This window comes from Flavihumibacter solisilvae, from assembly GCF_000814475.1.
Lineage (GTDB): Bacteria > Bacteroidota > Bacteroidia > Chitinophagales > Chitinophagaceae > Flavihumibacter > Flavihumibacter solisilvae.
In genome coordinates, this window is record NZ_JSVC01000011.1 from 1 (window position 1) to 25,133 (window position 25,133).

At 46.7% G+C, this 25,133-nt stretch carries 29 protein-coding genes; 20 read left to right on the forward strand and 9 right to left on the reverse strand.

The window, feature by feature from the left end:
* The 13 genes from OI18_RS24685 to OI18_RS10365 all read left to right on the forward strand — a co-directional run.
* Positions 1-185 (forward strand): hypothetical protein (locus OI18_RS24685; protein ID WP_039139660.1); only part of this gene is annotated, 185 nt, incomplete at its 5' end.
* A 314-nt stretch (positions 186-499) separates the two neighbouring features.
* Positions 500-1,096, forward strand: coding sequence for a hypothetical protein (locus OI18_RS10310; RefSeq protein ID WP_039139661.1), 597 nt, complete (start codon positions 500-502; stop codon positions 1,094-1,096).
* A gap of 99 nt (positions 1,097-1,195) precedes the next feature.
* Positions 1,196-2,308, forward strand: coding sequence for an acyltransferase family protein (locus OI18_RS10315; RefSeq protein ID WP_039139662.1), 1,113 nt, complete (start codon positions 1,196-1,198; stop codon positions 2,306-2,308).
* Positions 2,309-2,430: 122 nt separating this feature from the next.
* On the forward strand, positions 2,431-2,865 hold the full coding sequence (locus tag OI18_RS10320) for an EthD family reductase (RefSeq protein WP_039139663.1): 435 nt from the start codon (positions 2,431-2,433) through the stop codon (positions 2,863-2,865).
* A 46-nt stretch (positions 2,866-2,911) separates the two neighbouring features.
* Positions 2,912-3,466 (forward strand): dihydrofolate reductase family protein, encoded by a 555-nt coding sequence (locus OI18_RS10325; protein WP_039139664.1) that lies wholly within the window; start codon positions 2,912-2,914, stop codon positions 3,464-3,466.
* 16 nt (positions 3,467-3,482) lie between these two features.
* Complete coding sequence (locus OI18_RS10330; RefSeq protein WP_039139666.1) at positions 3,483-4,493, forward strand: dienelactone hydrolase family protein; 1,011 nt, start codon at positions 3,483-3,485, stop codon at positions 4,491-4,493.
* Between the two features lies 1 nt (position 4,494).
* A complete protein-coding gene (locus OI18_RS10335) occupies positions 4,495-5,115 on the forward strand; it encodes a hypothetical protein (RefSeq protein WP_039139667.1) in 621 nt (206 codons plus the stop codon).
* Positions 5,116-5,212: 97 nt separating this feature from the next.
* Complete coding sequence (locus OI18_RS10340) at positions 5,213-6,637, forward strand: S41 family peptidase (protein ID WP_039139669.1); 1,425 nt, start codon at positions 5,213-5,215, stop codon at positions 6,635-6,637.
* Positions 6,634-7,068 carry a GNAT family N-acetyltransferase gene (locus tag OI18_RS10345; RefSeq protein WP_039139671.1) on the forward strand — a complete coding sequence of 145 codons (435 nt, stop codon included), beginning with the start codon at positions 6,634-6,636 and terminating at the stop codon, positions 7,066-7,068. The genes OI18_RS10340 and OI18_RS10345 overlap by 4 nt, the downstream gene beginning before the upstream one ends.
* Positions 7,065-7,613 (forward strand): dihydrofolate reductase family protein, encoded by a 549-nt coding sequence (locus OI18_RS10350; RefSeq protein WP_039139672.1) that lies wholly within the window; start codon positions 7,065-7,067, stop codon positions 7,611-7,613. Before OI18_RS10345 ends, OI18_RS10350 begins: the two co-directional genes overlap by 4 nt.
* A gap of 60 nt (positions 7,614-7,673) precedes the next feature.
* Entirely contained in the window at positions 7,674-8,765 is a 1,092-nt protein-coding gene (locus OI18_RS10355) for a PAS domain-containing sensor histidine kinase (protein ID WP_039139673.1), read from the forward strand.
* 15 nt (positions 8,766-8,780) lie between these two features.
* Complete coding sequence (locus OI18_RS10360) at positions 8,781-9,131, forward strand: DUF2200 domain-containing protein (RefSeq protein ID WP_039139676.1); 351 nt, start codon at positions 8,781-8,783, stop codon at positions 9,129-9,131.
* Between the two features lie 17 nt (positions 9,132-9,148).
* Positions 9,149-9,967: a hypothetical protein gene (locus OI18_RS10365; RefSeq protein WP_039139678.1), complete on the forward strand. Its 819-nt coding sequence runs from the start codon at positions 9,149-9,151 to the stop codon at positions 9,965-9,967.
* A 344-nt stretch (positions 9,968-10,311) separates the two neighbouring features.
* Here OI18_RS10365 and leuS read toward each other — a convergent pair whose 3' ends face one another.
* Positions 10,312-13,089, reverse strand: a complete 2,778-nt coding sequence (gene leuS / locus OI18_RS10370) for a leucine--tRNA ligase (RefSeq protein WP_039139680.1) — start codon at positions 13,087-13,089, stop codon at positions 10,312-10,314.
* A 155-nt stretch (positions 13,090-13,244) separates the two neighbouring features.
* Between leuS and OI18_RS10375 the strand changes: the two genes are divergently transcribed.
* From OI18_RS10375 to OI18_RS10400, 6 genes are all read left to right on the forward strand, one after another.
* Positions 13,245-14,117: a cell division protein FtsX gene (locus tag OI18_RS10375; RefSeq protein WP_039139682.1), complete on the forward strand. Its 873-nt coding sequence runs from the start codon at positions 13,245-13,247 to the stop codon at positions 14,115-14,117.
* A 57-nt stretch (positions 14,118-14,174) separates the two neighbouring features.
* Positions 14,175-14,435, forward strand: coding sequence for a DUF3098 domain-containing protein (locus OI18_RS10380; protein ID WP_039139684.1), 261 nt, complete (start codon positions 14,175-14,177; stop codon positions 14,433-14,435).
* A gap of 10 nt (positions 14,436-14,445) precedes the next feature.
* A complete protein-coding gene (locus OI18_RS10385) occupies positions 14,446-15,273 on the forward strand; it encodes an undecaprenyl-diphosphate phosphatase (protein ID WP_039139687.1) in 828 nt (275 codons plus the stop codon).
* A 75-nt stretch (positions 15,274-15,348) separates the two neighbouring features.
* Positions 15,349-16,680 carry an MFS transporter gene (locus OI18_RS10390; RefSeq protein ID WP_039139689.1) on the forward strand — a complete coding sequence of 444 codons (1,332 nt, stop codon included), beginning with the start codon at positions 15,349-15,351 and terminating at the stop codon, positions 16,678-16,680.
* Positions 16,661-17,554: an MBL fold metallo-hydrolase gene (locus tag OI18_RS10395; RefSeq protein ID WP_039139691.1), complete on the forward strand. Its 894-nt coding sequence runs from the start codon at positions 16,661-16,663 to the stop codon at positions 17,552-17,554. Before OI18_RS10390 ends, OI18_RS10395 begins: the two co-directional genes overlap by 20 nt.
* Positions 17,555-17,619: 65 nt before the next feature.
* Entirely contained in the window at positions 17,620-18,471 is an 852-nt protein-coding gene (locus tag OI18_RS10400; protein WP_039139693.1) for an amidohydrolase family protein, read from the forward strand.
* An 18-nt stretch (positions 18,472-18,489) separates the two neighbouring features.
* Here the strand turns inward: OI18_RS10400 and OI18_RS10405 are convergent, their stop codons facing one another.
* A complete protein-coding gene (locus tag OI18_RS10405) occupies positions 18,490-19,284 on the reverse strand; it encodes a DUF3108 domain-containing protein (protein WP_039139695.1) in 795 nt (264 codons plus the stop codon).
* Between the two features lie 4 nt (positions 19,285-19,288).
* Positions 19,289-20,302, reverse strand: coding sequence for a lysylphosphatidylglycerol synthase transmembrane domain-containing protein (locus OI18_RS10410; protein ID WP_160290217.1), 1,014 nt, complete (start codon positions 20,300-20,302; stop codon positions 19,289-19,291).
* A 19-nt stretch (positions 20,303-20,321) separates the two neighbouring features.
* On the opposite strand from OI18_RS10410, the gene ruvC reads away from it, so the two are divergent.
* Positions 20,322-20,891, forward strand: a complete 570-nt coding sequence (gene ruvC, locus OI18_RS10415) for a crossover junction endodeoxyribonuclease RuvC (RefSeq protein WP_039139699.1) — start codon at positions 20,322-20,324, stop codon at positions 20,889-20,891.
* Here the strand turns inward: ruvC and OI18_RS10420 are convergent.
* The 6 genes from OI18_RS10420 to rsmA form a co-directional block, all read right to left on the reverse strand.
* A complete protein-coding gene (locus OI18_RS10420) occupies positions 20,886-21,275 on the reverse strand; it encodes an HIT family protein (RefSeq protein ID WP_039139701.1) in 390 nt (129 codons plus the stop codon). The genes ruvC and OI18_RS10420 overlap by 6 nt on opposite strands.
* On the reverse strand, positions 21,272-21,979 hold the full coding sequence (locus tag OI18_RS10425; RefSeq protein WP_039139703.1) for a toxin-antitoxin system YwqK family antitoxin: 708 nt from the start codon (positions 21,977-21,979) through the stop codon (positions 21,272-21,274). The genes OI18_RS10420 and OI18_RS10425 overlap by 4 nt, the downstream gene beginning before the upstream one ends.
* Before the next feature lie 69 nt (positions 21,980-22,048).
* Positions 22,049-22,723 carry a helix-turn-helix domain-containing protein gene (locus OI18_RS10430; RefSeq protein ID WP_039139704.1) on the reverse strand — a complete coding sequence of 225 codons (675 nt, stop codon included), beginning with the start codon at positions 22,721-22,723 and terminating at the stop codon, positions 22,049-22,051.
* Between the two features lie 102 nt (positions 22,724-22,825).
* The gene (greA, locus tag OI18_RS10435; RefSeq protein WP_039139705.1) at positions 22,826-23,299 is read right to left on the reverse strand and encodes a transcription elongation factor GreA; all 474 of its coding nucleotides are present in this window, start codon (positions 23,297-23,299) and stop codon (positions 22,826-22,828) included.
* Between the two features lie 124 nt (positions 23,300-23,423).
* Complete coding sequence (locus OI18_RS10440; protein ID WP_039139706.1) at positions 23,424-24,347, reverse strand: NAD(P)-dependent oxidoreductase; 924 nt, start codon at positions 24,345-24,347, stop codon at positions 23,424-23,426.
* Positions 24,347-25,102: a 16S rRNA (adenine(1518)-N(6)/adenine(1519)-N(6))-dimethyltransferase RsmA gene (gene rsmA, locus OI18_RS10445; RefSeq protein WP_039139917.1), complete on the reverse strand. Its 756-nt coding sequence runs from the start codon at positions 25,100-25,102 to the stop codon at positions 24,347-24,349. The genes OI18_RS10440 and rsmA overlap by 1 nt, the downstream gene beginning before the upstream one ends.
* Positions 25,103-25,133: the final 31 nt, after the last annotated feature.

The window sequence follows — 25,133 nt, forward strand, 5'->3', positions numbered from 1 at the left end:
AGGCACATGTTGACCGCTTTCCAAAAGATGGTACAAAAGGAAGACCTGAAAAGGTTATTGAAGACATCATAACACATATCTCGACAGATTTTACTGAAGTGTTCAAAGAATTCTGGAGCCGTGAAAGCATCTATGGTTTCGGTGACAGTCAATTAAAAAGCCTGTATGACAAAGTGATGCAATGAAATACTTAGACCCACTGGGAGACCCGGAGGCTTCTGTATAACATAATCGTTCTATTCGCCGGTTTTGTCAGCAGGTGAAGATTTTTATGAGCCAATATTGATTCCGGTATTCGCTGTCTTATGCAACATGGGCTATACATTAGGATGGCTGACAGAAATTTTCCTGCCACGGAACGTGGCATACGGATCTAAAATGTTTAAAGCAGGGCTCTATTTTACAATCTTCTGGGTTTTTCTTCCATCAGCGATGTGGGTTGGGATTGCCTGCGTGGATATAATAAAGAAAATATTTTAGAATTGTAAATAGCAAGAAAATGAAACTAATATTCACCGGTTTGCTAACTGTATTGTTATCATGCGGGGGAAACACACTTGATAATCATTCCTCAAAAAATAACTTAACGGAAATTGAACCAAAAGAAACACACTATAAAAAGATTTTAGAGGGATTAAGTTTAGAATATGTATTATACTATCGAAATATTAAAAATAATACCAATGACCCGAACGGATGGGGAATGCCTGCAACAGAATCTGCATTTAAAGCCGACAGTGCAACCTATTGGAAGAGCAAGAAGGAGTTTTTCAAACAAGATCTCAATTTCGCAAAATGGCTGTTAGGATTTAAAGATGACACGACAAATGGCGGCCTATGGATAATGTATCACAATCCCATCAGTGCATATATGGCGGAGTGCAATCTGCCTAATATAAGTAATTCAAGAGCCGCTATAATACTACTTGAAAATTTCCTGAATGGCAGTGGCTTTGCTTGTTACGAATGCAAGTATGAAAATAGACCGAAGTGTAACTCTAAAAAATATGCTGAGATCGAAGCATTCCTCGCAATTAATAAAGAAAAAAGCATTGAAAACATCAGGGCCGCCTGGCAAGAAAGAAAGGCAGGCTAAGCAAATGCTAACCAGGATGTAACTTCACTCATTAACAGCCTGGCCAATATAGCAGGATTATCGATTATTGCAGAAGATGGCTGGAAATGGAAATAAAGAATGGACAATAACAAAATTGGCTCAAAGCCGCATTTTCAAATATTAGATGGACTTCGGGGTGTAGCAGCTATTGTCGTGGTATTTTTTCATCTTGCCGAACCGCTTTCCAGCAACCACCTTGACAATATTGTAAATCACGGTTACCTGGCAGTTGATTTTTTCTTTCTCTTATCCGGCTACGTCATTGGCTATGCATACGACGACAGGTGGGACAAATTCACTTTCGGCGGCTTTCTCCGGCGCCGGTTCGAACGCCTGCAACCACTCGTTGTATTGGGCATGACGCTCGGAGCCATAGGTTTTTACTTTACCGATTCAACTATCTGGCCGCTTATTCATACTGTGCCAGTTTGGAAGCTGTTTGTCGTTATGCTGATAGGCTATACAATTTTGCCCATCCCACTTTCCATGGATATCCGTGGCTGGCAAGAAATGCATCCGCTCAATAGTGTCGGCTGGTCACTATTTTTCGAGTATATAGCCAATATTCTATACGCGGCTGGGTTAAGGAAACTATCTAACAAGGCCCTGGCTTGCTTTGTAGTATTGGCAGCTGCAGTGCTCCTTCATTTTGCTTTAACTAACCCAAATGGGGACGTTACCGGGGGCTGGACACTCAATGCCGAACATATGCGTGCCGGGTTAACACGTACGGTATTTCCATTTTTTGCCGGATTGCTGTTGTCACGGGTAACAAGGCCACGCTATATCAAAAATGCCTTCTTATGGTGCAGCCTGCTGGTTGCTGCAGTCTTGCTTATGCCAAGAATAGGCGGTGCAGAACACCCCTGGATAAATGGCCTGTACGAAGCTCTCTGTATCATCATTGTTTTTCCGCTAATTATTTATTTCGGTGCCAGTGGTGTGGTGCACGGTCAAACAGAAGCTAAAATCTGCAAGTTCCTCGGCGACATCTCCTATCCCCTATACATGACCCATTATGTGCTTGTCTATTTCTACGTGGCTTGGATCAGCAATAATAAGGGTATTACATTATGCCAGGCCTGGCCCTATGCCCTGCTCACCTTTGGAGGAACTATCGTTCTTGCATATGCCAGCTTAAAGCTGTACGATGAACCCGTAAGAGCCTGGCTGCGAAAAAAGCTGAAATAATCCAGCGTCACCTCCTGGCCTGCCGCACCGGCCAGCAATTCATTGGGCACCAATCAACTTTTGTAATAAATTTAAGCTGAGGGAATGCTGTGCCTGTACATTGGACATAAAAAATAACCCAAATGGCTACCAAATTAAATTTCTTCCTGCTAATCTTCGCCTTTACAGCTTTGACAAGTTGTAAATCCAGCCAAACGAAAAACTCATCTGCAACAGAGATCGGCATGTTTAAAGTGTCAATACTCTACCCGAACGGAGAAGATAAAACCTTTGACATGGACTACTATGAAAAAAAGCACATGCCTATGGTCGCTGGATTCCTCGGCAAGAATTTGAAATTTTATGAAATCACGAAAGGCATAGCCGGCAGATCTCCAAATGATAAAGTCCCTTTTGTGGCTATAGGCTATTTCTATATCAAAGATGTTGCTGAATACAACAAAGCAATAGCTCAAAACAGGGATGCCGTGATCAGTGATTTTAAAAATTATACAAACATTCAGCCTGTTGTCCAAATCAGTGAGGTTAAGCAGGTGGGATACCTGGACGTAAAGTAGCCAGCCTGGCAGAAAAGCAAACCTGCGAAACTTTAAACAAAACAGTATGAGAAAGGTAATCGCCGCAATCAACATGACACTTGATGGGTTCTGCGACCATACGGTAATAACTCCTGATGAAGAAATTCACCAGTATTATGCCGACATGTTAAATGAGGCAGGCGTCGTTCTATATGGGAGGACCACATACTTATTAATGGAAGACTATTGGCCGGCTATAGTGGCAAATCCAACAGGCGATAAATCAACGGACGAATTTGCCGTAGCAATAGATAAGGTTCCAAAAATCGTCTTTTCACACTCGTTGAAAAATGTAAACTGGGCAAGTGCAAAGCTGGCAAACAAAGACATCGAAGAAACAGTCCTGGAACTGAAACAACAACCAGGCAAAGACATTTACGCTTGCAGTCCAGGTTTGATCGTATCCCTGGCAAATCTCAAATTAATAGACGAATACCAACTTTGTATTCACCCGGTTATAGCTGCAGGCGGCCTGGCGCTGTTTAAAAACATTAACGAAAAGACTACCCTTAACCTCATCAAGACAAAAACCTTCGGATCCGGAGCAGTAACGCTTTACTACCTATGTTCCAAGCTGTAAAAACCGACACGCAAGAATGAAGTTCAAACTGACAATCCTGATTGCTGCAATATTCTTCTCCCGACTGACATTTGGACAATTCTATCCCAAGTATGAAGAATATAAGCACTACTCAATCCATAAAAAGAATGATACAATCAACTACCATGTGTATTCAGCAAAAGACTTAAAGGACACTGACGGAATTATCCTGTTCATTCAAGGCTCAGGCGCTCAGCCTCTATTTAAAATTATTAAAGAAGACGGCTCGGAAACAATTCAGAGCCAGGTCCCCTTCAATCCCGACAAAATACCTGGAAACTTTGCCTTTGTTGTAGTTTCAAAGAAGTGCCTTCCCTTCTCGACAGATGTCGAAATGTTTAAAACTCCTGAATGTTATTATGAAAATGAAGGACTGGATTACAGGGTATGGCAATATAATGAGGTGATAAATCAAATCGTAAAGAAACAAATCCAAAATCCTAAAAAATTAATAGTTATCGGGCATTCTGAAGGAACAGATGTTGTGGCCAAACTGGGAACCCTAAACAAAAAAATAACGCATATCGGATTTTGGGCGGGAGGAGGACAAACACAATATTATGACTTCGCATTGTTTATCAGGAAGAAACTAAGTGAAGGAAAAATTGATGAAAAAACAGCAGCGCAAAAAATGGACTCTCTGTTTGCCCAAATCAAACAAATAGAAGCGGACCCTAATTCAACGTCAAAGTCATGGCTTGACAATACATATCGCCGATGGAGTCAATTTTCAGAACCTGCTGTTGAGAATTTACTAAAAATAGATGTACCGATATTTGTAGCATTCGGAGCAAAAGACATCTCTGTTCCTGTAGAATCCGCATTAATAATTCCAATTGAATTCAGCAGGCACAATAAAAACAACCTGACCTTCCGGCTTTATCCAGACTATGACCATTCCTTCAACAAAGTGCCAACGAACGAAACAGAACGCTGGGAATCACATTGGATGGATGTATTTGAAGAATTTATGGGATGGGCGAACAATCCGGAAACAAATCTTTGACATGAGAACCTTAGCAATACTCGCGTTAATACTATTTACTCCAGGCATTTATGCCCAGGAAGTAAAGAATGAGTTCGATGGCCACAAGTGGGAAGCCCCATACGATTTACGGATTCCCCAAAACTGGAGTATTGAACGATTTACTATCCCGATCAGTTTCGCCCCTCAAATTCCCCACAAAGGCGTGGAAGATATCCGCTTTTCGCCGGGCTGGGGAAATAAAACAAGTGATGAATACTGGAGCTACGCATTTCTGTGGTTTCTCGAAGGGAAAATAAAGGTTGACCCGAAAATAATCGGCGACAACTTAAAAGCCTATTATACCGGGTTGGTGGGAATAAATGGCCGAAGTATTCCAGCCGAAAAAATAGCACCTGTAGTTACCTCCTTTAAAGAAATATCTACGGAGCCAGGCGACTTAAATACCTATACCGGAACAATTAAGATGACCGATTACATGACACAAAAGCCGATGGTTTTAAATTCCAAAGTGCATGTAAAAGCCTGCGAGGGACAGGACAAAACTTTCATTTTCCACGAATTGTCACCCCAACCACTTACTCACAAAACCTGGTCAGACCTTGATAAACTATGGCTTGACTTCAAATGCAAGAAAGAATAAATCGCCATTAACCGTAGTCCAATTATGATGCCTGCCAGGATTTGGCAGCGCCAATGGATAGATGTACCATTGCATACACCCAAAACAGCCAACTGCCATGAACTACAGATTCCTCGTTATATGGATCATTCTAATATTCCCATCATACTCACACGCCCAACAAAACAAATGCAACTGCGAGGAGAATTTTAAATGGCTGAAAGACACTTTCGAAAAGAATGATGCTGGTTTTGAGTATGGACTTCAACAAAAATCCAAAGAAGCATATGAAAAACACAATACCAATATTCTCCAAAAAACCAGGAAGGCAACCACCAAAGACGAATGCGCACAGGTCATGCAGGACTGGCTTCTCTTTTTCCGAAAAGCGCACTTTTCAATAACGCCAATAAATAACGGAGCGGAAACCAATAACAAAGGTGAAAGCAGTTGGCATTCCATTTCCGTAACCGAAGAACAAATAAAAAACACCTCACTTAATACTACTGATCCCTTTGAAGGGATCTGGCAAACCGGGGCTTATACGATAGGCATTGTCAGGGAGAATAATAAATATTCCGGCGTAATTCTCAAATCGTCTAACCCCGCATGGAAACCCAACTATGTCAAGTTCACTATCGACAAAAGTGGTTCCGGCGTATACTATATGGGCGATTTCTCACCCTATAAATTCGAAAAATCCGACTTTATCGGCAAAAATACTTTGCGACTCGGAAGCTTCTATTTAGCAAGAGTCTATCCCGAGTTAAAAGATGAAGAATCTATTGCTTTCTATGCAAAAGAAATAAGGGCAGATAACCCGTTTATTCACAAGCTGTCTGACAAAACCCTGCTACTCCGGATTCCCTCATTTAATGGTCAGCAAAAAAGCCTGATAGATACACTGCTTGGATCAAACGACAAATTAATCAAGGCCACAGAAAACTTAATTATCGACATCAGGAACAATGGCGGCGGCGATGATGTCAGCTACGAAAAGATCATACCCTATCTTTATACGAACCCAATCCGCATCATCAATATGGAACTTCTTTCCACTCCTTTGAATAACAAAAGAATGGAACGGTACTTATCATTACCGGATCTCTCTGAAAAAAGCAGGAAGGAAGTAAATGAAGTATTGGCAGTACTCAACGCTAACCTGGGCAAATTTGTAAACCTGGGCGGTGATAAAACAGTAGAAATTCAAACGCTGGATGCAGTTTTGCCAAATCCTAAAAACATAGCCATAATAATCAATCAAATTAATGGCAGTACCGCGGAACAATTTCTACTTGCAGCAAAACAAAGTAAAAAAGTAAAACTTTACGGTGTTACTACAATGGGAGTTCTTGATATTTCCAATATGAATTTTGTCAATTCTCCCAGCAACGAATTTAATTTGGGTTATTGTATATCAAAGAGCAACAGGATCCCTGACATGGCCATAGACGGTAAAGGAATAATGCCGGATTATTACATTGATAAAACTATTCCGGACCCGCAATGGCTGGACTTTGTGCAAAAAATTATAGAGCAATGACGACCTACAAAAATGAATTCTGCATCTCAACTGACAAATCAAAGTTAGACTTAGACGCCATTCACGAATTTCTGTCGACCAAAGCATACTGGTGCCTTAATATCCCGAAAGACAAAGTGCAGGTCGCCCTGCAAAACTCACTCTGCTTTGGCGTATATAAGGACGAAAAGCAAATAGGTCTTGCAAGAATCATAACTGATTTTTCAACGATCGCCTACCTCGGCGATGTGTATATCCTGGAAGAATACCGGGGCAATGGTCTATCGAAATGGTTAATGGAAACCATTATGAGCTACCCCGATCTTCAGGGTTTGAGAAGATGGATCCTGCTTACCGGCGATGCACACGGACTGTACCGCCAGTTCGGTTGGACGGACATTGCCGACCCGACCAGGTGGATGGAGCTTCACAATAAAAACGTATATCAATGAGAAAACTAATTATGTGGAACGTCATCACGCTTGATGGCTATTTTGAAGGCGACACAAGCTGGGATTTATCCTTCCACGAAAACATCTGGGGACAAGAAACTGAAAAACTCAGCATTGAACAATTGGTAGCTGCAGACTTCCTGGTCTTTGGGCGACATACTTACGAAGGAATGGCCGCTTACTGGAAAGCTGAGAAAGGTGAGATTGCAGAGCTCATGAATAAGATTCCAAAACTTGTCTTTTCCCGGACATTGAAATCTGTTGATTGGAACAATTCTACTTTGGTCCAGGGGAATGCGGCCGAGGAAATTTCAAACCTGAAGACCCAGGGTAACGGGGATATGTATGTCTTCGGCAGCGCAAACCTGTCAGAGACCTTTATTAACGAAAACCTGTTTGACGAATACCGGATCGGGATAGCGCCGGTTATCCTGGGCAGTGGCCGACCGCTGTTCCGGAACAACGGGGTCCGGAAAAACCTTGCACTTATTTCCACGCAACCACTTTCAACGGGCGGTGTTATCCTGAAATACAGGGATGCGTAATCGCCCCATTTTGAATTCGACAAGTGGAATAAATTAGCTTTGTTGATTATAGACTAATAAATGGGGTTATACAGCGAACACCAACTTTCACTTGCGTTCAATAGTGCGATAGACCCGATGTGGCTGATCCGCGTGGAGGGGCCGAACAGTTTTCGGTTCGAGACCATCAACACTGCCTTCACGAAAGTAACCGGCTGGAGCCGGGAACAGGTTGAAGGCCAGCCGATCGAAAAGATCATGCCCGAAGCCTCCCATGACCTGGTGAGAGAAAAATACAATGAAGCTTTACAATCAGGGAAAATTATTGATTATGTAGAAGAAGCCCTTCATCCTTCGGGGATCAAATATGGTGAGATCCGGGTAATCCCCATTCCTGCCCAGTCAGGAGAACCCATGAGAATACTGGGCATAGCAAATGATATCACGGAAAAAGTATCCTTACAAAAGAAGCTGGACAAAGAACGTGAACTCAAAAGCCGCCAGATCACTTCTGCAGCCATCCGCGGCCAGGAAAGTGAGCGGGCGAAGGTGAGTCGTGAACTTCACGATAATGTGAACCAGGTACTCACCACCGTTAAACTCTATATTGAACTTGTGAAGGATCAAAGGGTGGCTTCCAGCGAAATATTATCAAAATGCGTCTCGCTATTAAGCGGCACTATTGATGAAATCCGCGATCTCTCCAAGCAGCTGTCAGCGCCTTCATTGGGTAAAATAAATTTCAAAGAGACCCTGAACGATCTCGTGGAATCATTGCGGTCGGCAGGCCAGGTTGATGCAATCGTATACCTGTCCGGGCTTTCCTTTGCGGAAATGGAAAACGAGCTGCACCTGACCCTTTACCGCATTACACAGGAACAGTTTACCAATATTATCAAATATGCCAAAGCCGATGAAGTGAGGCTTACATTAAGGGAAGAAGGCTCCATCTTATATTTCGTTATCGAGGATAATGGCGTTGGATTTGATCCTTTAGAGAAAAGTTCGGGCATCGGGATAACTAACATGCAATCGAGGGTGGAAACCTTGAACGGGAAATTCCAGATATTCAGCCGCCCAGGCGAGGGTACAACGCTTGCCATTGAAATCCCGGTTATCATAGAGGATACTGTTTGTTACGCCGAGCAGACAATTCTCAATACTGTTACATAGCAAAATGAAACTAATATGGATAATGCAAGAGTATTCAGGATAATTTTTGCCAGTGTCTACCCGCTATACATACAAAAAGTGGAGAAAAAAGGACGGACCAAAGAAGAAGTAGATGAAGTTCTCTGTTGGCTGACTGGTTACGACAAACAATCATTGCAAAAACAAATCGACAATAAAACTGATCTTGAATCGTTCTTCGCCCAGGCACCGGAATTGAATCCCAACGTTTCAAAAATTACCGGGGTAATCTGTGGCTATCGAGTGGAAGAGATCGAAGACAAGCTTATGCAGAAGATCCGTTATATGGATAAACTGATTGATGAACTGGCCAAAGGAAAAGCAATGGAAAAAATCCTGAGAAAGTAAAAAGTAATCCTCCTCCTATGAAAAAACTCCTGATCCCTGCGATACTATCAATTTTGATCATTTCGTGCCAGAAAGACAACTCTGAACCCAATCCAATACCTCCTCCCCAGGAACCCCCAAGCGGAAAGGGACCTTTGCAAAGCGGATTGTTAGGCTGGATCACGTATAAGGATAACCGCGTCGACAGTTTGTCCGGTTACAAATTGTTTTATGACGCAGGAGGAAAATTGACGGGAATGAGAACGGAACGGCCGGGCGGCTACGAGCGGATTTCATTCACCTGGGAGGGCGACCACCCGAAATATTTTAAACTGGATACCATCCAGATCTATGAGGACACTGCGAGGAAGATCAAGCCTTTCTTCAGGACTAACTACAACCTCGGCATATATATCTATAAAAACAACCGGCTGGACTCCATCTGGAGCAATGATGCTTACGGAAACCACTTTGAGACCAGGAAGTTTGTGTATGATTCGTCGGGGAATGTTGCCGAGATGAGGTACACCACCAAGCACTACTATGACGACACACACAACAAATGGATGTACGGCGAATATAACTATCACTACCAATACGATTCCCACCCCAACCCCCATGCTGAAATTTACCGGATGATCGGAGTGCCTATCGTACGCATCCCGGAAGTAGCATTGTCGGCAAATAACGCGGTAAAAATAATTGTAGACAACCCCACCAATATAGTTCCCGGGACAGTTAAAACCTACGATTGCGATTACAAGTATAATGAGCGGGGACTTCCGGTTGAGGTGAAAATTGTTGGTGAACTGGCGCCCATAATGCCGGGATGGTGGCAGATTAAATACTACCCCTGACCGGTAATGGCAAAAAAAGTCCCGCCTCAAGGGCAGGACTAAATTTCTTCCGGGACGATCCGATCTCTGATTTCAATGGATATAGACTTCCTCGATCTGCTGAAACTTTGCGCTTTTCATGGATAGGACTCAACTTCTAGGATAAAGGCCCGGTTAAGGTTCCGATATTTCGAAGGATGTTGGATAAGCGGGTTTTCAAGGGATTCAGGTTTTTTCTGGACTTAGGATTGGACATTTCCTGTTTGCTGAATCAAAGTTGTAAAATCTATTCCCCACTCAGAAATCTCTTCGATAATAATGACAAAACCGTCGATAATCGGGAGATTTCGACGGTTTTTGGGCGTTTATACCACCAGGTTAATCATCTTATTCTTCACATAGATCACCTTCTTGGGCGATTTCCCTTCAAGCCACTTTGCAATGGCAACGTCGGCCAGCACAATTTCTTCCACCTGCTGCTGGGTTGCGTCCAGCGCAATGTTGATCTCAGCCCGCGTTTTGCCGTTTATAGCTACCGGATAGGTCTTGGATGACTCTTTCACATACTTCTCTTCGAAGACAGGGAAAGCCGCATCCAGGATACTCCCGGAATTGCCGACCAGCTGCCAGAGCTCCTCGCTGATATGCGGGGCATAGGGTGTGATCAGGATCAGCACCTGCTCCAGGATCGCCTTCTTATGGCACTTGAGATCCGTAAGCTCATTTACACAGATCATAAACGAACTCACGCCCGTATTGAACGAGAACCGCTCGGTATCCTCTTCGATCTTGCGGACGGCGCGGTGAAGTACTTTCAGTTCTTCTGGCGTCGGTGCGTCATTGGTTACAATCGATCCCTTCTGCTCATCCACGAACAGGCGCCACATCTTCTTGAGGAAACGGTGCACGCCTTCAATTCCTTTCGTATCCCAGGGCTTGCTGAGCTCTACGGGGCCGAGGAACATCTCGTACATCCGGAAAGTGTCGGCGCCATACCTGTCGACAATATGGTCGGGGTTCACGGTATTGAACTTCGACTTCGACATCTTTTCCACTTCGCTTCCGCAGAGATATTTATCGTCTTCGAGAATGAACTCCGCAGTATTATAATCGGGCCTCCACGCACGGAAGGCTGTGATATCGAGCTCATAGCCGTCAACGATATTGACGTCCACATGCAGTTTGTCGAGTTTTTGACCTTCGTAGGTTTCATCCGCCTGGGCCAGTCCTTTCGACACAAAAGTGTTGGTGCCGGTGATCCGGTACACGAACCTGCTGCTGCCCTGGATCATGCCCTGGTTCACCAGCTTACGGTACGGTTCATCGTGACCGATATGGCCGAGATCAAAGAGCACTTTGGTCCACATCCGGCTGTAAAGCAAGTGTCCTACCGCGTGTTCGGTTCCACCGATATAAAGGTCTACCTGTCCCCAGTAATCGCTCGCCTTACGGTCGCAGAAAGCGGTTTCATTATGCGGGTCCATATACCGCAGGAAATACCAGGACGAGCCGGCATAGCCAGGCATCGTGTTCGTTTCCAGTTCGCGGGCAACCCATTCCGGGATATTTGAAAGCGGTCCCTCCCCTTCCGGACCGGGACGGTAGCTTTCTACAAACGGAAGCTCCAGCGGCAGGTCTCCGTCGGCCAGCGGTTCAGCAACGCCATCCTGCCATTTTACCGGGATCGGTTCACCCCAGTAACGCTGGCGACTGAACGCCGCATCGCGCATTTTATAGTTGACCTTCCGCTTTCCAGTTCCGTCAGCTTCGATCTTATCCACAACAACATCCATGGCCTTGCGCATAGGCATGCCGTTCAGGAAGTCGCTGTGTTCCAGGATCGCATCCTTGGTGGAGTTGGCTTCTGAGCCGTTATAATGGGAGCCGATGATATTGGTAATGGGGATGCCAAAGTGTTCGGCAAACTTATGATCGCGTTCATCGCCGCAGGGAACGGCCATGATGGCGCCGGTGCCATAGCCAGCCAGCACATATTCGGAGGTCCAGATCGGGATCTCCCTGCCGCTGAAAGGATTCAACGCGTAAGCCCCGGTAAACACCCCGCTTATCTTCTTTTCCGCCATCCTTTCGCGTTCGCTCCTGCTCTTCACGTATTCGAGGTAGGCGTCCACCGCCGGACCGTGCTCCGCGCTCTTCAGGTCTTCCACGATCTCGAGCTCGGGAGCAATTACCATAAAATCCACGCCGAAAATCGTATCCGGCCGGGTGGTATATACGCGGAGGTTCTTTACAATTCCCTTCTCACTTTTTACTTTGAAATCCATTTCCGCGCCATGGCTCTTGCCGATCCAGTTGGTCTGCATTTCCTTCATCGAATCGCTGAACTCAACCTTTTCCAAACCTTCGAGAAGGCGGTCGGCATATTCCGTGATGCGCAGGTACCACTGCCGCAGTTTCTTCTTCACTACCGGGAATCCGCCCCTTTCACTCACGCCATTCACCACTTCATCGTTGGCGAGTACCGTTCCCAGCGCTTCGCACCAGTTCACTTCGCCGAAACCGCAATAGGTCAGGCGGTAGTCCATCAGGATGTCTTCTTTTCGCTTCTTGTCGAAAGCTGACCACTCCCCGGCTGAAAACTTCAGGGTGGGGTTGCCGGGACAGATATGCGAACTGTTTCCTTCCTTTTCAAAGGTTGCAACCAGCCCGGAAATCGGTTCCGCCTTACCGGTATGCCGGTTAAAAAACGAGCGGAACAGCTGGAGGAAGATCCATTGGGTCCATTTATAATATTTGGGATCGCTTGTGCGGACTTCGCGGTCCCAGTCGAAGCTGAAACCAATATTGTCGAGCTGCCTGCGGAAAGTGGCAATATTCTGTTCCGTACTAACCGCGGGATGCACACCATGTTCTATTGCATATTGTTCAGCGGGAAGGCCGAATGCATCATAACCCATCGGGTGCAACACATTGAAACCCTTAAGGCGCCTGAACCGGCTGTAGATATCACTGGCTATATAGCCGAGCGGATGGCCTACATGCAGTCCCGCACCACTGGGGTAGGGAAACATGTCGAGCACATAACATTTTGGTTTGGTTGAGTCGTTCGATACCTTATAGGCATTGGTCTTTTTCCAATGTTCCTGCCATTTCTTTTCGATCTGCCTGAAACTATACTCCATTGGGTGTTTTAATTATATTGTAACCTTTTGCTATACATGAAATGTGAAACAGCTGATAACAATCGTTTTATGGGGGACAAAAATACAAACTGAAAGGCTAAAACTGCTATTTTTGTCCGTATTGCCACAGTACTAACCCACTGAAAATCGATATAATGACGCAAATCGGAAAATCATCCGCCAAACGTTCACAGCCTTCTTATTTCATGTCCATCCTGGGCGTTTCCCTCGTGCTCTTCATCCTGGGACTGCTGGGCTGGATCGTGATCAACGCCAACAAACTGGGCCAGTATTTCAAGGAAAATGTGGAAGTAAGGGTTTATCTCAGGGAGAATATCAGTCCGAAAGACAGTGTTTTTCTCGTTCAATATATCGCCAACAAGCCGTACGTTCGGGAGTATGAATATGTGACCAAGGATCAGGCAAAGGAGAAATTCATGGCTGACGGCAACGATGACTGGAAGAATATCCTGGATGCGAACCCGCTGCCGGCGAGTATCGATTTCAAATTAAGGAACCAGTATGTGCATGTCGACAGCCTGGCCACCATAGAAAAGGACCTGGAAGCGAACATCGCGGTTAACGATGTGCAGTATCCGCGGTCGCTCGTAACCAACCTGAATGAGAACGTGCAGCAGATCAGCCTGATATTGCTGATCATCGCCATTGTGCTTTGCGTGGTTGTGATCGTGCTCATCGACAATACCATCAGGCTGGCCATGTTCAGCAACCGCTTCCTCATTAAAACGATGCAGATGGTGGGTGCGACGCGTGGCTTTATCGCCAGGCCAATGGATGTGAGGGCAGTCGCTAATGGTCTGTTCAGCGGGCTCATTGCCCTTGCCGGAATAGTGGCACTGGTATTTTTTGCCGAAAAGCAATTGCCGGAACTTAAAGCGATCCGTGACAATACCTGGATGATACTGCTAGCCAGCGGAATCATCGTACTGGGAATCCTGATCTCGCTGCTGAGCACGCATCGCAGCGTAGTGAAATACCTTAAAATGAAACTCGACGACCTGTACTAGGAGCGGATGTTTCGCCTGGAATTTTGACTTAATAATTTTGACTTTTGACTTTTTACCATGACTAAAAAAGAGACCAAACCCGTATTAGCGCATACCTCAGAAAAGCTGTTCGGAAAAGAGAATTTCATCTGGATGATCGCGGGCATAATTGTAATTGTGCTGGGTATGCTGGTATTGAGCGGCGGAAAAGGCAGTGACCCGAATGTGTTTGACCAGAAAGAAGTATACAGTACATCACGCATCACCATCGCTCCGATCCTGATCATTGCCGGACTGGCAATCGAGGTTGTGGCTATCTTCAAAAAGCCGAAATCCTGATCGCCAGCACATGAGCATTATTGACGCCATTATCGTGGCAATTGTGGAAGGATTGACGGAATTCCTGCCCGTATCCTCGACCGGACATATGATCATTGCAAGCACTTTGCTCGGTATTCATAAGGAAGAATTCACCAAGCTGTTTGAAGTTGCGATCCAGCTCGGCGCCATCATGGCCGTTGTGGTACTTTACTGGAAAAAGTTTACCGACTTCAAAAGCTGGATGTTCTATGTGAAGCTGGCTGCTGCCGTTTTACCGGCACTTGTTCTGGGATACTTATTTTCCGACCAGGTGGACGCAATGCTGGAAAGTCCGCTTACCGTTGCCATTTCGCTGCTTGTGGGCGGGTTCGTGCTGGTATTTATCGACCGCGCTTTCAAGCGCCCGGAAATAAACAGGGAAGAAGAGATCAGTTTCCCTAAGGCGATCGTGATCGGCATCTGGCAGTGCCTGGCCATGATTCCCGGCGTGAGCCGCAGTGCGTCCTCGATCATTGGTGGAATGCAGCAGAAGCTTACGAGAAACCTGGCGGCCGAGTTTTCTTTCTTCCTCGCTGTGCCGACCATGGCTGCAGCAACTGGTTATTCGCTCGTGCTGAAAGACTGGGAATCCACACCCGGGGTGGCGCAAAAAGGCTATGAGCTGTTGCTGAGTTCCTCTGAAAACATGACCGCATTTATCGTTGGCAATATTGTGGCTTTTGTGGTTGCGTTGCTCGCCATTAAATTCTTTATCGGCTTCCTGCAGAAACATGGATTCAAGTGGTTTGGGTATTACAGGATAATTGCGGGCGTACTTTTATTAGTATTGTTTCTGACTGGGATAGTGAAGTCATAGGGATGTTTTTTCGTGCCCTCTCGTCGAAGTGCGATCGCACTCCTGGGTTTTTACTTTTTATTTTAATCTGAAAACATGAAGTCTTCTTCTAAGAAGGTCATCAATGGTTGGGCAATGTACGACTGGGCAAACAGTGCATATAACCTGGTCATCACTTCAACTATCTTCCCCGCGTATTATGTAGGAGTAACGAGTGCCGCATCGGCAGACCACCAGGTTGATTTTTTTGGCAGGAAGTTCGTCAACACCGCATTGATGGATTATGCATTGTCAGTGGTGTTCCTGATCGTAGCCCTCACCTCCCCGATCCTGTCGTCCATTGCCGATTATAAGAGAAACAAAAAAGTATACCTGAAGTGGTTTTGCTTCATGGGTTCGGCAGCGTGCCTGGGGCTCTTCTTCTTCACACCTGAAAAAATTGAGCTCGGTATTATCCTGTTTTCCATTGCAGCCCTGGGTTACTGGGCGAGCATTGTGTTTTATAATTCTTACCTGCCCGACATAGCAGCACCGGAAGACCAGGACCGCGTGAGTGCGAAAGGCTTTGCGCTGGGTTATATCGGCAGCGTGTTACTGCAGATCATTTGCTTTGTGCTGATCCTGAACCCCGAGTGGCTGTCATGGGCCGCGGCAGGAGAAGATTTCAAGACCATCGGTCCACGGTTTTCATTCCTGCTGGTCGGACTCTGGTGGTTTGGTTTCGCCCAACTTACGCTGCGGGTATTGCCCCTGAGCAGCAAGGCAGAAAGGAAATCAAAGAAGCATGTGCTGGTGAACGGGTTCCATGAATTGAAGCTGGTATGGAACCAGGTAAAGCAGATGCCGGCGCTGAAAAGATTCCTGCTCTCCTTCTTTCTTTACAGTATGGGCGTGCAGACCGTAATGCTGGTGGCAGCGGGATTTGCGAAGAAAGAGATCTTCCAGAAGCCCGAGGATGAACCAAAGTTGCTGATCACCATTATCCTCATCCAGATCGTGGCAGTAGTCGGCGCCATTGCCCTGAGTCGGCTATCGAAGGTGATTGGCAACCTGTGGGTACTCATGCTTTCCGTGATCATCTGGATCGGGATCTGCATTGCAGGTTATTACGTGCAGACACAAACGCAGTTTTACCTGCTGGCCTGCGCGGTGGGACTGGTTATGGGCGGAATCCAGAGCATGAGCCGCAGTACCTATTCGAAGCTGCTGCCGGAAACCCAGGACACCACTTCCTTCTTCAGCTTTTATGATGTTACGGAAAAGATCGCAATTGTGATCGGCATCTTTACCTTTGGGTACCTGGAAGAGCTGACAGGCAGCATGCGCAACTCGATCATTGCACTGGGCACATTCTTTGTACTCGGATTGCTTGCCCTCTTATATACCAGGAAAGTATACGAACAACACCATGCAACTGTACACAATTAATACCGGGTATTTCAAGCTTGACGGTGGCGCCATGTTTGGCGTAGTGCCCAAAAGCATCTGGAATAAACTGAACCCGGCAGACAGCAATAATCTTTGCAGCTGGGCAATGCGCAGCCTGCTGATCGAAGACGGGAAACGCCTGATTTTGATCGATAACGGAATCGGTGATAAGCAGGATGCTAAGTTCATGGGGCATTACCATCTTCACGGCGACGATACACTGGATAAATCCCTCGCCGCACATGGTTTTCATCGTGATGACATAACTGATATACTGTTAACGCATCTTCATTTCGACCATTGCGGCGGAAGCATAATCCGCGAGGGCAACAAGCTGGTTCCGGCATTCAAGAATGCCACTTACTGGAGCAATGAAGGTCACTGGAACTGGGCCGTGCATCCGAACGACCGCGAGAAAGCGTCGTTCCTGAAAGAGAATATTCTTCCTATTAAAGAGAGCGGGCAGTTGAAATTTATTGATTCGCCGGCACCACATACAGGTAGCGATGCCGAGAGCCTGATGCTGCACAAACCGCTTGCGCTGGTCAATTTCTCCGACAATATTGACCTTAGATTTGTCAATGGCCATACACACAGCATGATGCTGCCGCAGATCCGCCACAACGGTCGTACGATCGTTTACATGGCTGACCTGCTTCCCTCTGCAGCGCATATCCCGTTGCCATATGTAATGGCCTATGATATGTTCCCGCTTACCACGCTTCATGAAAAGAAGTCATTCCTTACGGAAGCGCACGAAAAAAACTACACCCTTTATTTTGAGCACGATCCATCTATAGAGTGCTGCGAACTGGAACTGACGGAAAAGGGTATCCGGAACAAACCGGGTTTTGCCCTCAGTGAAATTCTGTAGTGCAGGCAGGTTGTTGCAAACATCCCGGGGAACCGTTATTTTGTCTTCCTTAACTGTTAGCAACCATGAAGCTCATTGCCTGTTTAGCCACCATCGTGCTATTAGGACATTCATCCTTTGCCCAAAAGCAGGATAAAATTTTTGATGTCCACCTGCATGGCGACCCGAAGCAGCAGGAACAGCTCGATGCGCTCAAAGCCAATGGTGTCCGAACCATTGCGGTCAGCACTTCATGGTCGATGCAGCAAACCTATAAGAGCGACAAATCACTGAAAGTATTACAGGGACTGATGCTTCCCTGCCCGAATGGGAAAGTGCCCTACAGCTTGCAGCCATGTTTCGAAGATGGCAGGGAATGGCCGGATCCAAAGTGGGTGGAAGAACAGGTAAAGCAGAAACGGGTCCACTTCATTGGCGAAGTACTAAGCCAGTACTATGGAATTTCAAGTTCCGACAGTGCGATGTATCCTTATTACTCAATTGCAGAGAAATACAGGCTGCCTGTGGGCATTCATACCGGAAGTGCGGGTCCTGATCACGGGTGCCCGGATTTCAAGGAGGAAATGGGCAACCCGCTGCTGTTGAAGCAAACGCTTGCAAAATTTCCCAACCTCCGTGTGTGGTTGATGCATGCCGGTGTACCATTTCTCAATGAATGCATTGAGATCATGAAAGCTCACCCCAATGTATATGCGGATATCTCAGTCCTGAATAATCCCCGGATCATTCCTGCAGGAGAGTTTTCGACTATTATGAAAAAGTTCATCGACGCCGGCCTCGAAGACAGGCTCATGTTCGGCTCCGACAATGGCCCGATATACCTGGCGGTCAAATCAGTAGAGCAACTCTCCTTCCTTACTTCCGCCCAAAAAGAGAAGATCTTTTACCTGAATGCAGAAAGGCTGTTTGGAAAATGAGAACGCACCAGCTTTGACCTATCGCACGTCGACCAACGAAGTCAACGGGTACCTCAAATTGCGATAGCTCATCATGTCCACCTTCACACTGCCCACACTGATGGGACTTTCGACGCGGAGCGGGATCTTGTTGGCATCGTCGCTGACCCACACGACCATTTTCTCACCGCCTTCGAAGATGGTACCCTTTACGAGCAGCGGCTTGAATTTGATGGCGCGGAACTTACCATACTTCGTTTTGATGGTCTCCTTACCCAGGTACCGGATATAGAGGTTATAAGTTTCGTTATCGAGGAACATATTGAAGTAGATCTTATCCCCTGGCTTGTACCTGTTGAAATCGATGTTGCGGGCATAATACATGGAACTTACCACATCCTGCACACAGTTTGGAACATTGAAGACGCCATCGTTGGTATGTGCCTGGTTGGTGGCATGATTGAAATTGACGGTCTGGTACTTCGTGTAGCCGCCTTCATAAACGTTCCTGATGAATCGGTAAGGTTGAAGGGATGCAGTGTCAATGAAGGATTCATAACGGTCGCGGACCTTGAAGAAGCTGTCGTAGAAGCTGTAAGTTTTGCCATCACCAATCACATGGTAAACGGTCTTGTTGTCGAGTTTCTTAAGTGAGACGAGAAAATTTGCTTCGCCCGCACCGATATACATGCCGGCAAGCGTGTAAAACACTTTCATGGTAATGGATTCCCCATTCTGGAAGGCGATGTTCCGGAGGCCGCAGAATTCACTTCCGGCATCGAGACGTTTAGACAGCAGCAATGTACATATGACAGCCAAAAAAAATCTTCTCATTTCGTCATTTTTCTTGTGGTACGCGGTCAGTAAAGATCTTAATCCGCATAATCAGCAGACTTCCAATAAGTGCCGGCACTACAAGGTTTACCAGCCACAGGGATACAGCTGCAGAGATAATTCCGACCTGGTTGGCACTGATCCAGCCGAACAACTCTAATGCCAGCTTTCCCCTGATTCCCACCTCGGCAAGCGCGATGGTTGGAATGATTGCCAGGACTACAAACTGGATACTTATAAGCCATGAAGCGGTCCAGCTGTCATTCGTTACACCAAAGCATTGCAACAGTAATATATACTGAAACAAAAAAACAACATACCTGAGAAGAGACCATCCCAACACTCTTAACAAAATTGTAACCGGCAGATGATCGATCACAATAAGAGCTTTCCCCCATTTTTCCACTCCCGGCAGCCGTTCGATGAGTCTCACCATCCAGCTGATGCGAAGGTATACTAACAGCAACAATAACGTGATGGTTGTAAGGAGTATACATAAGATCCGCATCCATAACACAAAAGATCCCCAGGTTTCGGGTACATGAACAGCCAGGCTTCCCGAATACAGGAGCCACATACCGGTTGTTCCGGCCAGCATCGTGATCATCAGCTGGCTGTAACTGCCAATGATGGTGAGCGAAACGGATTGCAGCCTTTTCCCTTCGGGCAGGTACAAGACCCTTCCCCCGTATTCCCCGATCCGGTTGGGTGTGTTGATGGCGAATGCCACACCGGCAAGCACGGCCTTAAGCGCTCGTAACCTTGACATATGATGAAAAGATTCATGCAATACTTTCCATTTGATGCTTTCCAGTCCCCAGTTCACGAACATAAGGGCAATGACGGTCCAGAATTTCCAGGCAGCGGATCCGCTCAATGCCGAAAGTATTGATTCTGCTGAAGAAGCGAGGTCGGGCTGATTCCTGACCTGGTTATAGATCGACCATATTAACCAGATGAATATAACGGGACCCAACCAGTAGTTGAGAAAGATTTTGATATTTTTGTGACGCAGCATCCCCATTAAAAATAACCTCTTGTCGCAAAAGGCCCCCAAAATAATTTTAGGAATAGATCCGGGTACCATCGTGATGGGCTATGGAATTGTAGCAGTAAACGGACAGCAGATCAGCTTATTGCACATGAACGTACTCAAGCTGAATGCCAAAAAAGACCAGCACATCAGGCTTGAACTGATTCACCGGCGGGTGTGCGAACTCATCCGCGAATTCCAGCCTACTTCATTTGCCATTGAAGCACCTTTCTTTGGAAAGAACGTGCAGAGTATGCTGAAGCTCGGCAGGGCGCAGGGTGTTGCCATTGCCGCAGCCATCCAGGCCGGTCTTGAAGTAAGCGAATACTCACCCAAGAAAGTTAAGCAATCCATCACCGGCAATGGAAATGCAGATAAAGAACAGGTGTGGCAGATGCTGCAACGGATTGTAACCATTACAGAAATCCCCGACTACCTTGATGCCTCGGATGCATTGGCAGTAGCCATTTGCCATCACTACCAGACAAGCTCCGCATTGCCGGTCGCCAATACCAAACTGAAAGGCTGGGAAGGCTTTATCAAGCAAAATGCCTCACGCGTGCGAGGACTATAAGTAGGAAAGGATCTTTTCCTGTGCTGTTTTCAATTCTTCTGGACTTTGTTTCATTTTCCCGCGGGTAAAGTTCAGGTCATCGGTCTGCTGAAGTGGTACCAGGTGCAGGTGGGCATGAGGCACTTCGAGCCCGATTACGGCTGAGCCTACCCGTTTGCAGGGAAACGCCTGTTCGATAGCTTTTGCGATAGGTTTTGCAAACACCAGGATCTCGGAGAGATAAGTGTCCGGAACATCGTAGAACTTGTCCACTTCCATTTTGGGAACAACCAGTACATGGCCGGGTACAATCGGAAAAACGTCGAGGAAAGCGTAGAACTTGTCGTTTTCGGCGATCCGGTAAGAGGGGATTTCGCCGTTGATAATCTTGGTAAATATGGTCATCGTGCAGTAATTGAGCTCAGGTCTGCCCCCAATGACATCGTAAGTTTTATTTCTTTTGTTTGCCAGGTATCAAAAAATGGCTGCCAGCGCCCCATGCTGTAGATCATCCCGAACAACTCCCTTTCCATGTTTGCCGTCCACAGCTCATCCTTTTCTCCCCATTCCACATTGGTCACCTTGCCCGATGCATTGATGGTGATCACAAAGTTATGATTCATGTTGGGAATGGTACTGGATTTATAGTACGCCGCGCTGAAGTATTCAATGAGCGGCTGCGTCGCGAACATGTAAACCGGGTCGATCTTTACGGCGTACCAGTTTTTCAGCTCACGCAGATCCTCATCCGTAAAACCGGCAGGGATGTGATCCACTTCGATCCTGAAATTATCTCCCTGTTGAACGAATACGCCGTTAACAGGCTGGTTTTTGTAATAGTAAATGAAATGTTCGAGGCTGTCTACGGGCTGGAAACGCACGAGCACAGTATCACCCCCGTTGTAGAATACGCGCGGACCTTCGACCTTATCGGCCTGGAAACGGCACTGCATCTGCACATTTCCCTGTTTGTCGAAGAACAGCCATTCGCCCTGTTTGCGCCCATGCTTATCGAGCGCATTTACCTGCATTCCGTTCCAGGTAATGGTGCGCTGGGCATTCACCAGTGCCGGAATGGCCAGTAATATGAATAGCAGTGCGCGTAACATGGGTGCAAAGCTACCAGCCTGATATTACCTTAATGTAAACTCAATGTTACCGGAATGTTACCGATCGGGTTAAATGAGGTCGAACACCTGTGCGAAGCGAACCAGGTCGTAATTAGTTTCAACCTTAAGCTTGGCGCGGATATTACGGCGATGGGTATTCGCTGTTTTTTCGGAAATGAACACTTTGCCTGAGATCTCCGATGAGCTGAGACCTAGTGCCATCAGCCGCAGGATCTCGACCTCCCTCCTGGTCAGGCTGTTGAAAAGATGATGATTCCGGCGAAGCAGGTTGTTCTCCTCGATCAGCCTTTCCACTTTATGGGAAATATGATGTTCTGTATTAATGGGAACAGCGGTGGTGAGGATATATGTGGGCTCCCCTGCCTCGTTATGGTGAATGATCTTCGTGGTGCTGAGGTAAATGGACCAGTCGTGTTGTGCAGAGGGGCGTACCTGCTGGAAATAGGTCACTTCGTAATCCGGCCTGTTCTGCCGGATCATTTCCATGATCTGCGGTATGGAATCGGCGACGAAATCCGGGTGAAAGAACTCATGGTGGTAATCTTCACCTATTGCCCGCAGCTCATCGAGTGAAAGGCCGAGGATCCGCTGGCCGTTTATACTCATATATGCTACATGCATACTGGGTAACTCGTGAATAATCAACACTGCGGGGATCAGGCATTCGATCTTCCTGATACTTTGGATCTTGTCTTCTATACGGGTTCCGGACTGGCCTTTCATCAGATATTATGGATTAAAGTGCTGTGGATGCAATATATAGACTGACATAAACAAAAAAGCCGCCAAATTAGGCGGCCTTTTGCTATATTTTACCTTTCCGGGTCAGGCTGAGATATTATCAATTTTAAATTTAATAAGTCCTGCCGGAGCTTTTACCTCCGCAATTTCACCCTTCACTTTGCCCAGCAGGCCCTGCCCGATGGGTGAAGTAACTGAGATCTTGCCCGATTTCAGGTCTGCTTCCTTCTCGGAAACGATCTGGTAAGTAACTGATTTTTTGGTCGCTATATTGGTAACGGTAACCCTTGTCAGAATGGATACCTTACTGGTATCGATCTCGTCTGCTTCAAGGATCCTGGCGTTGGCAAGATCACCTTCCATTTTCTTGATCCTGGCCTCCAGGATGCCCTGGGACTCTTTGGCTGCATCGTATTCGGCATTCTCACGTAAATCTCCTTTCTCCCTCGCTTCGGCGATTGCCCGCGAAGCTGCCGGACGCTCAATCGACTTCATCCGGTGGAGTTCATCCTTCATTTGTTCCAGCGTCTCTTTTGATACATAAATGACCTCTGTCATATTAACCTCCTTTGGTTAAAAAGTAAAAAAAAAGAACAACGCCTTCAGCAGTTTGTGAAAGCGTTGAACTTGTAACTCAAAGATAATAAATCTTTTTTGAACTAAATACCAGCAAAAAAACCCCCTAAATCCCGAGTTTTTCGAGCACTACCCGGGCCATTTTCAGGTAGGCTTCATGGCTGTAACCGGCAATATGGGGAGTAACCAGCACATTGGCCTGGGCGACCAGCCAGCTAAGCTGCTCCGACTGGGTTGCCGAATAGGTTTCCAGCTTTTCATTTTCGAGCACATCAAGGCCGGCAGCCGAGATCTTCCCGGTCTCCAGGGCGCGGATCACGGCAGCGGTATCATGAACTTTACCGCGACTGGTATTCAGGAAAACGGGTTTCTGTTCCAGTTTGTTGAAAAAATCGTCATTGGCCATGTGGAAGGTCTCGTCGGTTAGCGGCACATGGAAACTCACCACGTCTGCATACCTGGCTATCTGTTCAGGTTGGGCTTCGCGCACATAGCCGCTTCCAAACCCGTAGCGGTATTTATCATAGGCCAGCACGGTAACATCAAACGGCTGCAGCAGGCGGGCAAATGCAGCCCCGGTATTGCCATAGCCGATTATCCCTACAGTGCGGCCGGTGAGCTCAGTCCCCCGGTTCGCATCCCTGATCCACTGTCCTTCCCTGACCTGCAGGTAGCTTACAGTGAGCCGGTTGAGCAGGGAAAGCAACATGCCCAGTTCGTGCTCGGCAACGGCGTTCCGGTTACCTTCAGGACTGCTTACGCAACTGATGCCCTTCGATTCTGCGTAAGGCACATCGATCAGCTCCATCCCGCTTCCGAGGCGACCGATCCATTTCAGCCTGGCTGCCTGGTCCAGGATCCCACGGTCAATTTTTAAGCGGGTGGTAACTACCAGTCCATCTGCATCAGCTATTTCCGTTTTCAGTTCATCATAAGTTATGGCAGGAAGGTAGCTGACATCGTACCCTTTCTGCCCGAGATATTCCGTCATCCAGGGATGTACCCGGGCGGTAACCAGCACTTTAGGCATTATCCGTTCATTTTGAAAGTTAAGGCGGCAAAATCGGCAACACTCAGTTGTTCAGCGCGCTGGTTGAAGAAGGGATCTTCAAGCACTGCGGGGGGAAATAATCCGCGCACCGCATTCCTGAGTGTCTTACGGCGCTGGTTAAACGCTGTCTTCACCAGCAGGGTGAAAGCTTTTCGGCTGCGCATCGATGGCACTTCCTTTGCCGGCACCAGCCTAATCACACCACTCATGACTTTTGGCGGTGGATTGAAGCAGCCGGGAGGCACATCAAACAGGTACTCGACTTTATAGAATGCCTGTACCAGTACACTCATCACGCCATAGATCTTATTGCCTGGTACGGCTGCTACGCGCTGGGCCACTTCCTTCTGGAACATGCCCACCACCATTTCGACCTGGCCACCCCATTCGAGGATATGAAACAGGATCTGGGTCGAAATGTTATATGGGAAATTGCCTGCGACCGTAAAGCTTTTGTCGAAAGGCGGATCGATATCGAGAAAACTTTTATGGATCAGTTTATTCTGAATGGCGGGGAAAGTCTTTTCGAGGTAAGCGACTTTTTCCGCGTCGAGCTCCACCGCTTTAAAATCAATATCCTTCAGTTCCAGCAGGTGTTTGGTGAGCGCACCGCCTCCGGGACCAACTTCCAGCAAACGCTCAAAAGGATGTTCGAGCAATGCCGAAACGATCTTGCGGCAGATATTTTCATCACGCAGAAAATGCTGACCAAGGGACTTCTTTAGTGTATACATACCAGGCATCAAAAATACAGTATTGCGGGCG

What these genes read in the sequence shown, in the direction of transcription:
- OI18_RS10405 (WP_039139695.1), bottom strand. Translation starts at nt 19,284, where the DNA reads ATGAGAAGATTTTTTTTGGCTGTCATATGTACATTGCTGCTGTCTAAA.
- OI18_RS10390 (WP_039139689.1), top strand. Translation starts at nt 15,349, where the DNA reads ATGAAGTCTTCTTCTAAGAAGGTCATCAATGGTTGGGCAATGTACGAC.
- OI18_RS10310 (WP_039139661.1), top strand. Translation starts at nt 500, where the DNA reads ATGAAACTAATATTCACCGGTTTGCTAACTGTATTGTTATCATGCGGG.
- OI18_RS10380 (WP_039139684.1), top strand. Translation starts at nt 14,175, where the DNA reads ATGACTAAAAAAGAGACCAAACCCGTATTAGCGCATACCTCAGAAAAG.
- OI18_RS10375 (WP_039139682.1), top strand. Translation starts at nt 13,245, where the DNA reads ATGACGCAAATCGGAAAATCATCCGCCAAACGTTCACAGCCTTCTTAT.
- OI18_RS10315 (WP_039139662.1), top strand. Translation starts at nt 1,196, where the DNA reads ATGGACAATAACAAAATTGGCTCAAAGCCGCATTTTCAAATATTAGAT.
- OI18_RS10440 (WP_039139706.1), bottom strand. Translation starts at nt 24,347, where the DNA reads ATGCCTAAAGTGCTGGTTACCGCCCGGGTACATCCCTGGATGACGGAA.
- OI18_RS10365 (WP_039139678.1), top strand. Translation starts at nt 9,149, where the DNA reads ATGAAAAAACTCCTGATCCCTGCGATACTATCAATTTTGATCATTTCG.
- OI18_RS10395 (WP_039139691.1), top strand. Translation starts at nt 16,661, where the DNA reads ATGCAACTGTACACAATTAATACCGGGTATTTCAAGCTTGACGGTGGC.
- OI18_RS10420 (WP_039139701.1), bottom strand. Translation starts at nt 21,275, where the DNA reads ATGACCATATTTACCAAGATTATCAACGGCGAAATCCCCTCTTACCGG.
- OI18_RS10340 (WP_039139669.1), top strand. Translation starts at nt 5,213, where the DNA reads ATGAACTACAGATTCCTCGTTATATGGATCATTCTAATATTCCCATCA.
- OI18_RS10330 (WP_039139666.1), top strand. Translation starts at nt 3,483, where the DNA reads ATGAAGTTCAAACTGACAATCCTGATTGCTGCAATATTCTTCTCCCGA.
- leuS (WP_039139680.1), bottom strand. Translation starts at nt 13,089, where the DNA reads ATGGAGTATAGTTTCAGGCAGATCGAAAAGAAATGGCAGGAACATTGG.
- OI18_RS10355 (WP_039139673.1), top strand. Translation starts at nt 7,674, where the DNA reads ATGGGGTTATACAGCGAACACCAACTTTCACTTGCGTTCAATAGTGCG.
- OI18_RS10360 (WP_039139676.1), top strand. Translation starts at nt 8,781, where the DNA reads ATGGATAATGCAAGAGTATTCAGGATAATTTTTGCCAGTGTCTACCCG.
- OI18_RS10400 (WP_039139693.1), top strand. Translation starts at nt 17,620, where the DNA reads ATGAAGCTCATTGCCTGTTTAGCCACCATCGTGCTATTAGGACATTCA.
- greA (WP_039139705.1), bottom strand. Translation starts at nt 23,299, where the DNA reads ATGACAGAGGTCATTTATGTATCAAAAGAGACGCTGGAACAAATGAAG.
- OI18_RS10325 (WP_039139664.1), top strand. Translation starts at nt 2,912, where the DNA reads ATGAGAAAGGTAATCGCCGCAATCAACATGACACTTGATGGGTTCTGC.
- OI18_RS10345 (WP_039139671.1), top strand. Translation starts at nt 6,634, where the DNA reads ATGACGACCTACAAAAATGAATTCTGCATCTCAACTGACAAATCAAAG.
- OI18_RS10320 (WP_039139663.1), top strand. Translation starts at nt 2,431, where the DNA reads ATGGCTACCAAATTAAATTTCTTCCTGCTAATCTTCGCCTTTACAGCT.
- OI18_RS10385 (WP_039139687.1), top strand. Translation starts at nt 14,446, where the DNA reads ATGAGCATTATTGACGCCATTATCGTGGCAATTGTGGAAGGATTGACG.
- OI18_RS10430 (WP_039139704.1), bottom strand. Translation starts at nt 22,723, where the DNA reads ATGAAAGGCCAGTCCGGAACCCGTATAGAAGACAAGATCCAAAGTATC.
- OI18_RS10350 (WP_039139672.1), top strand. Translation starts at nt 7,065, where the DNA reads ATGAGAAAACTAATTATGTGGAACGTCATCACGCTTGATGGCTATTTT.
- OI18_RS10425 (WP_039139703.1), bottom strand. Translation starts at nt 21,979, where the DNA reads ATGTTACGCGCACTGCTATTCATATTACTGGCCATTCCGGCACTGGTG.
- rsmA (WP_039139917.1), bottom strand. Translation starts at nt 25,102, where the DNA reads ATGTATACACTAAAGAAGTCCCTTGGTCAGCATTTTCTGCGTGATGAA.
- OI18_RS10410 (WP_160290217.1), bottom strand. Translation starts at nt 20,302, where the DNA reads ATGCTGCGTCACAAAAATATCAAAATCTTTCTCAACTACTGGTTGGGT.
- OI18_RS10335 (WP_039139667.1), top strand. Translation starts at nt 4,495, where the DNA reads ATGAGAACCTTAGCAATACTCGCGTTAATACTATTTACTCCAGGCATT.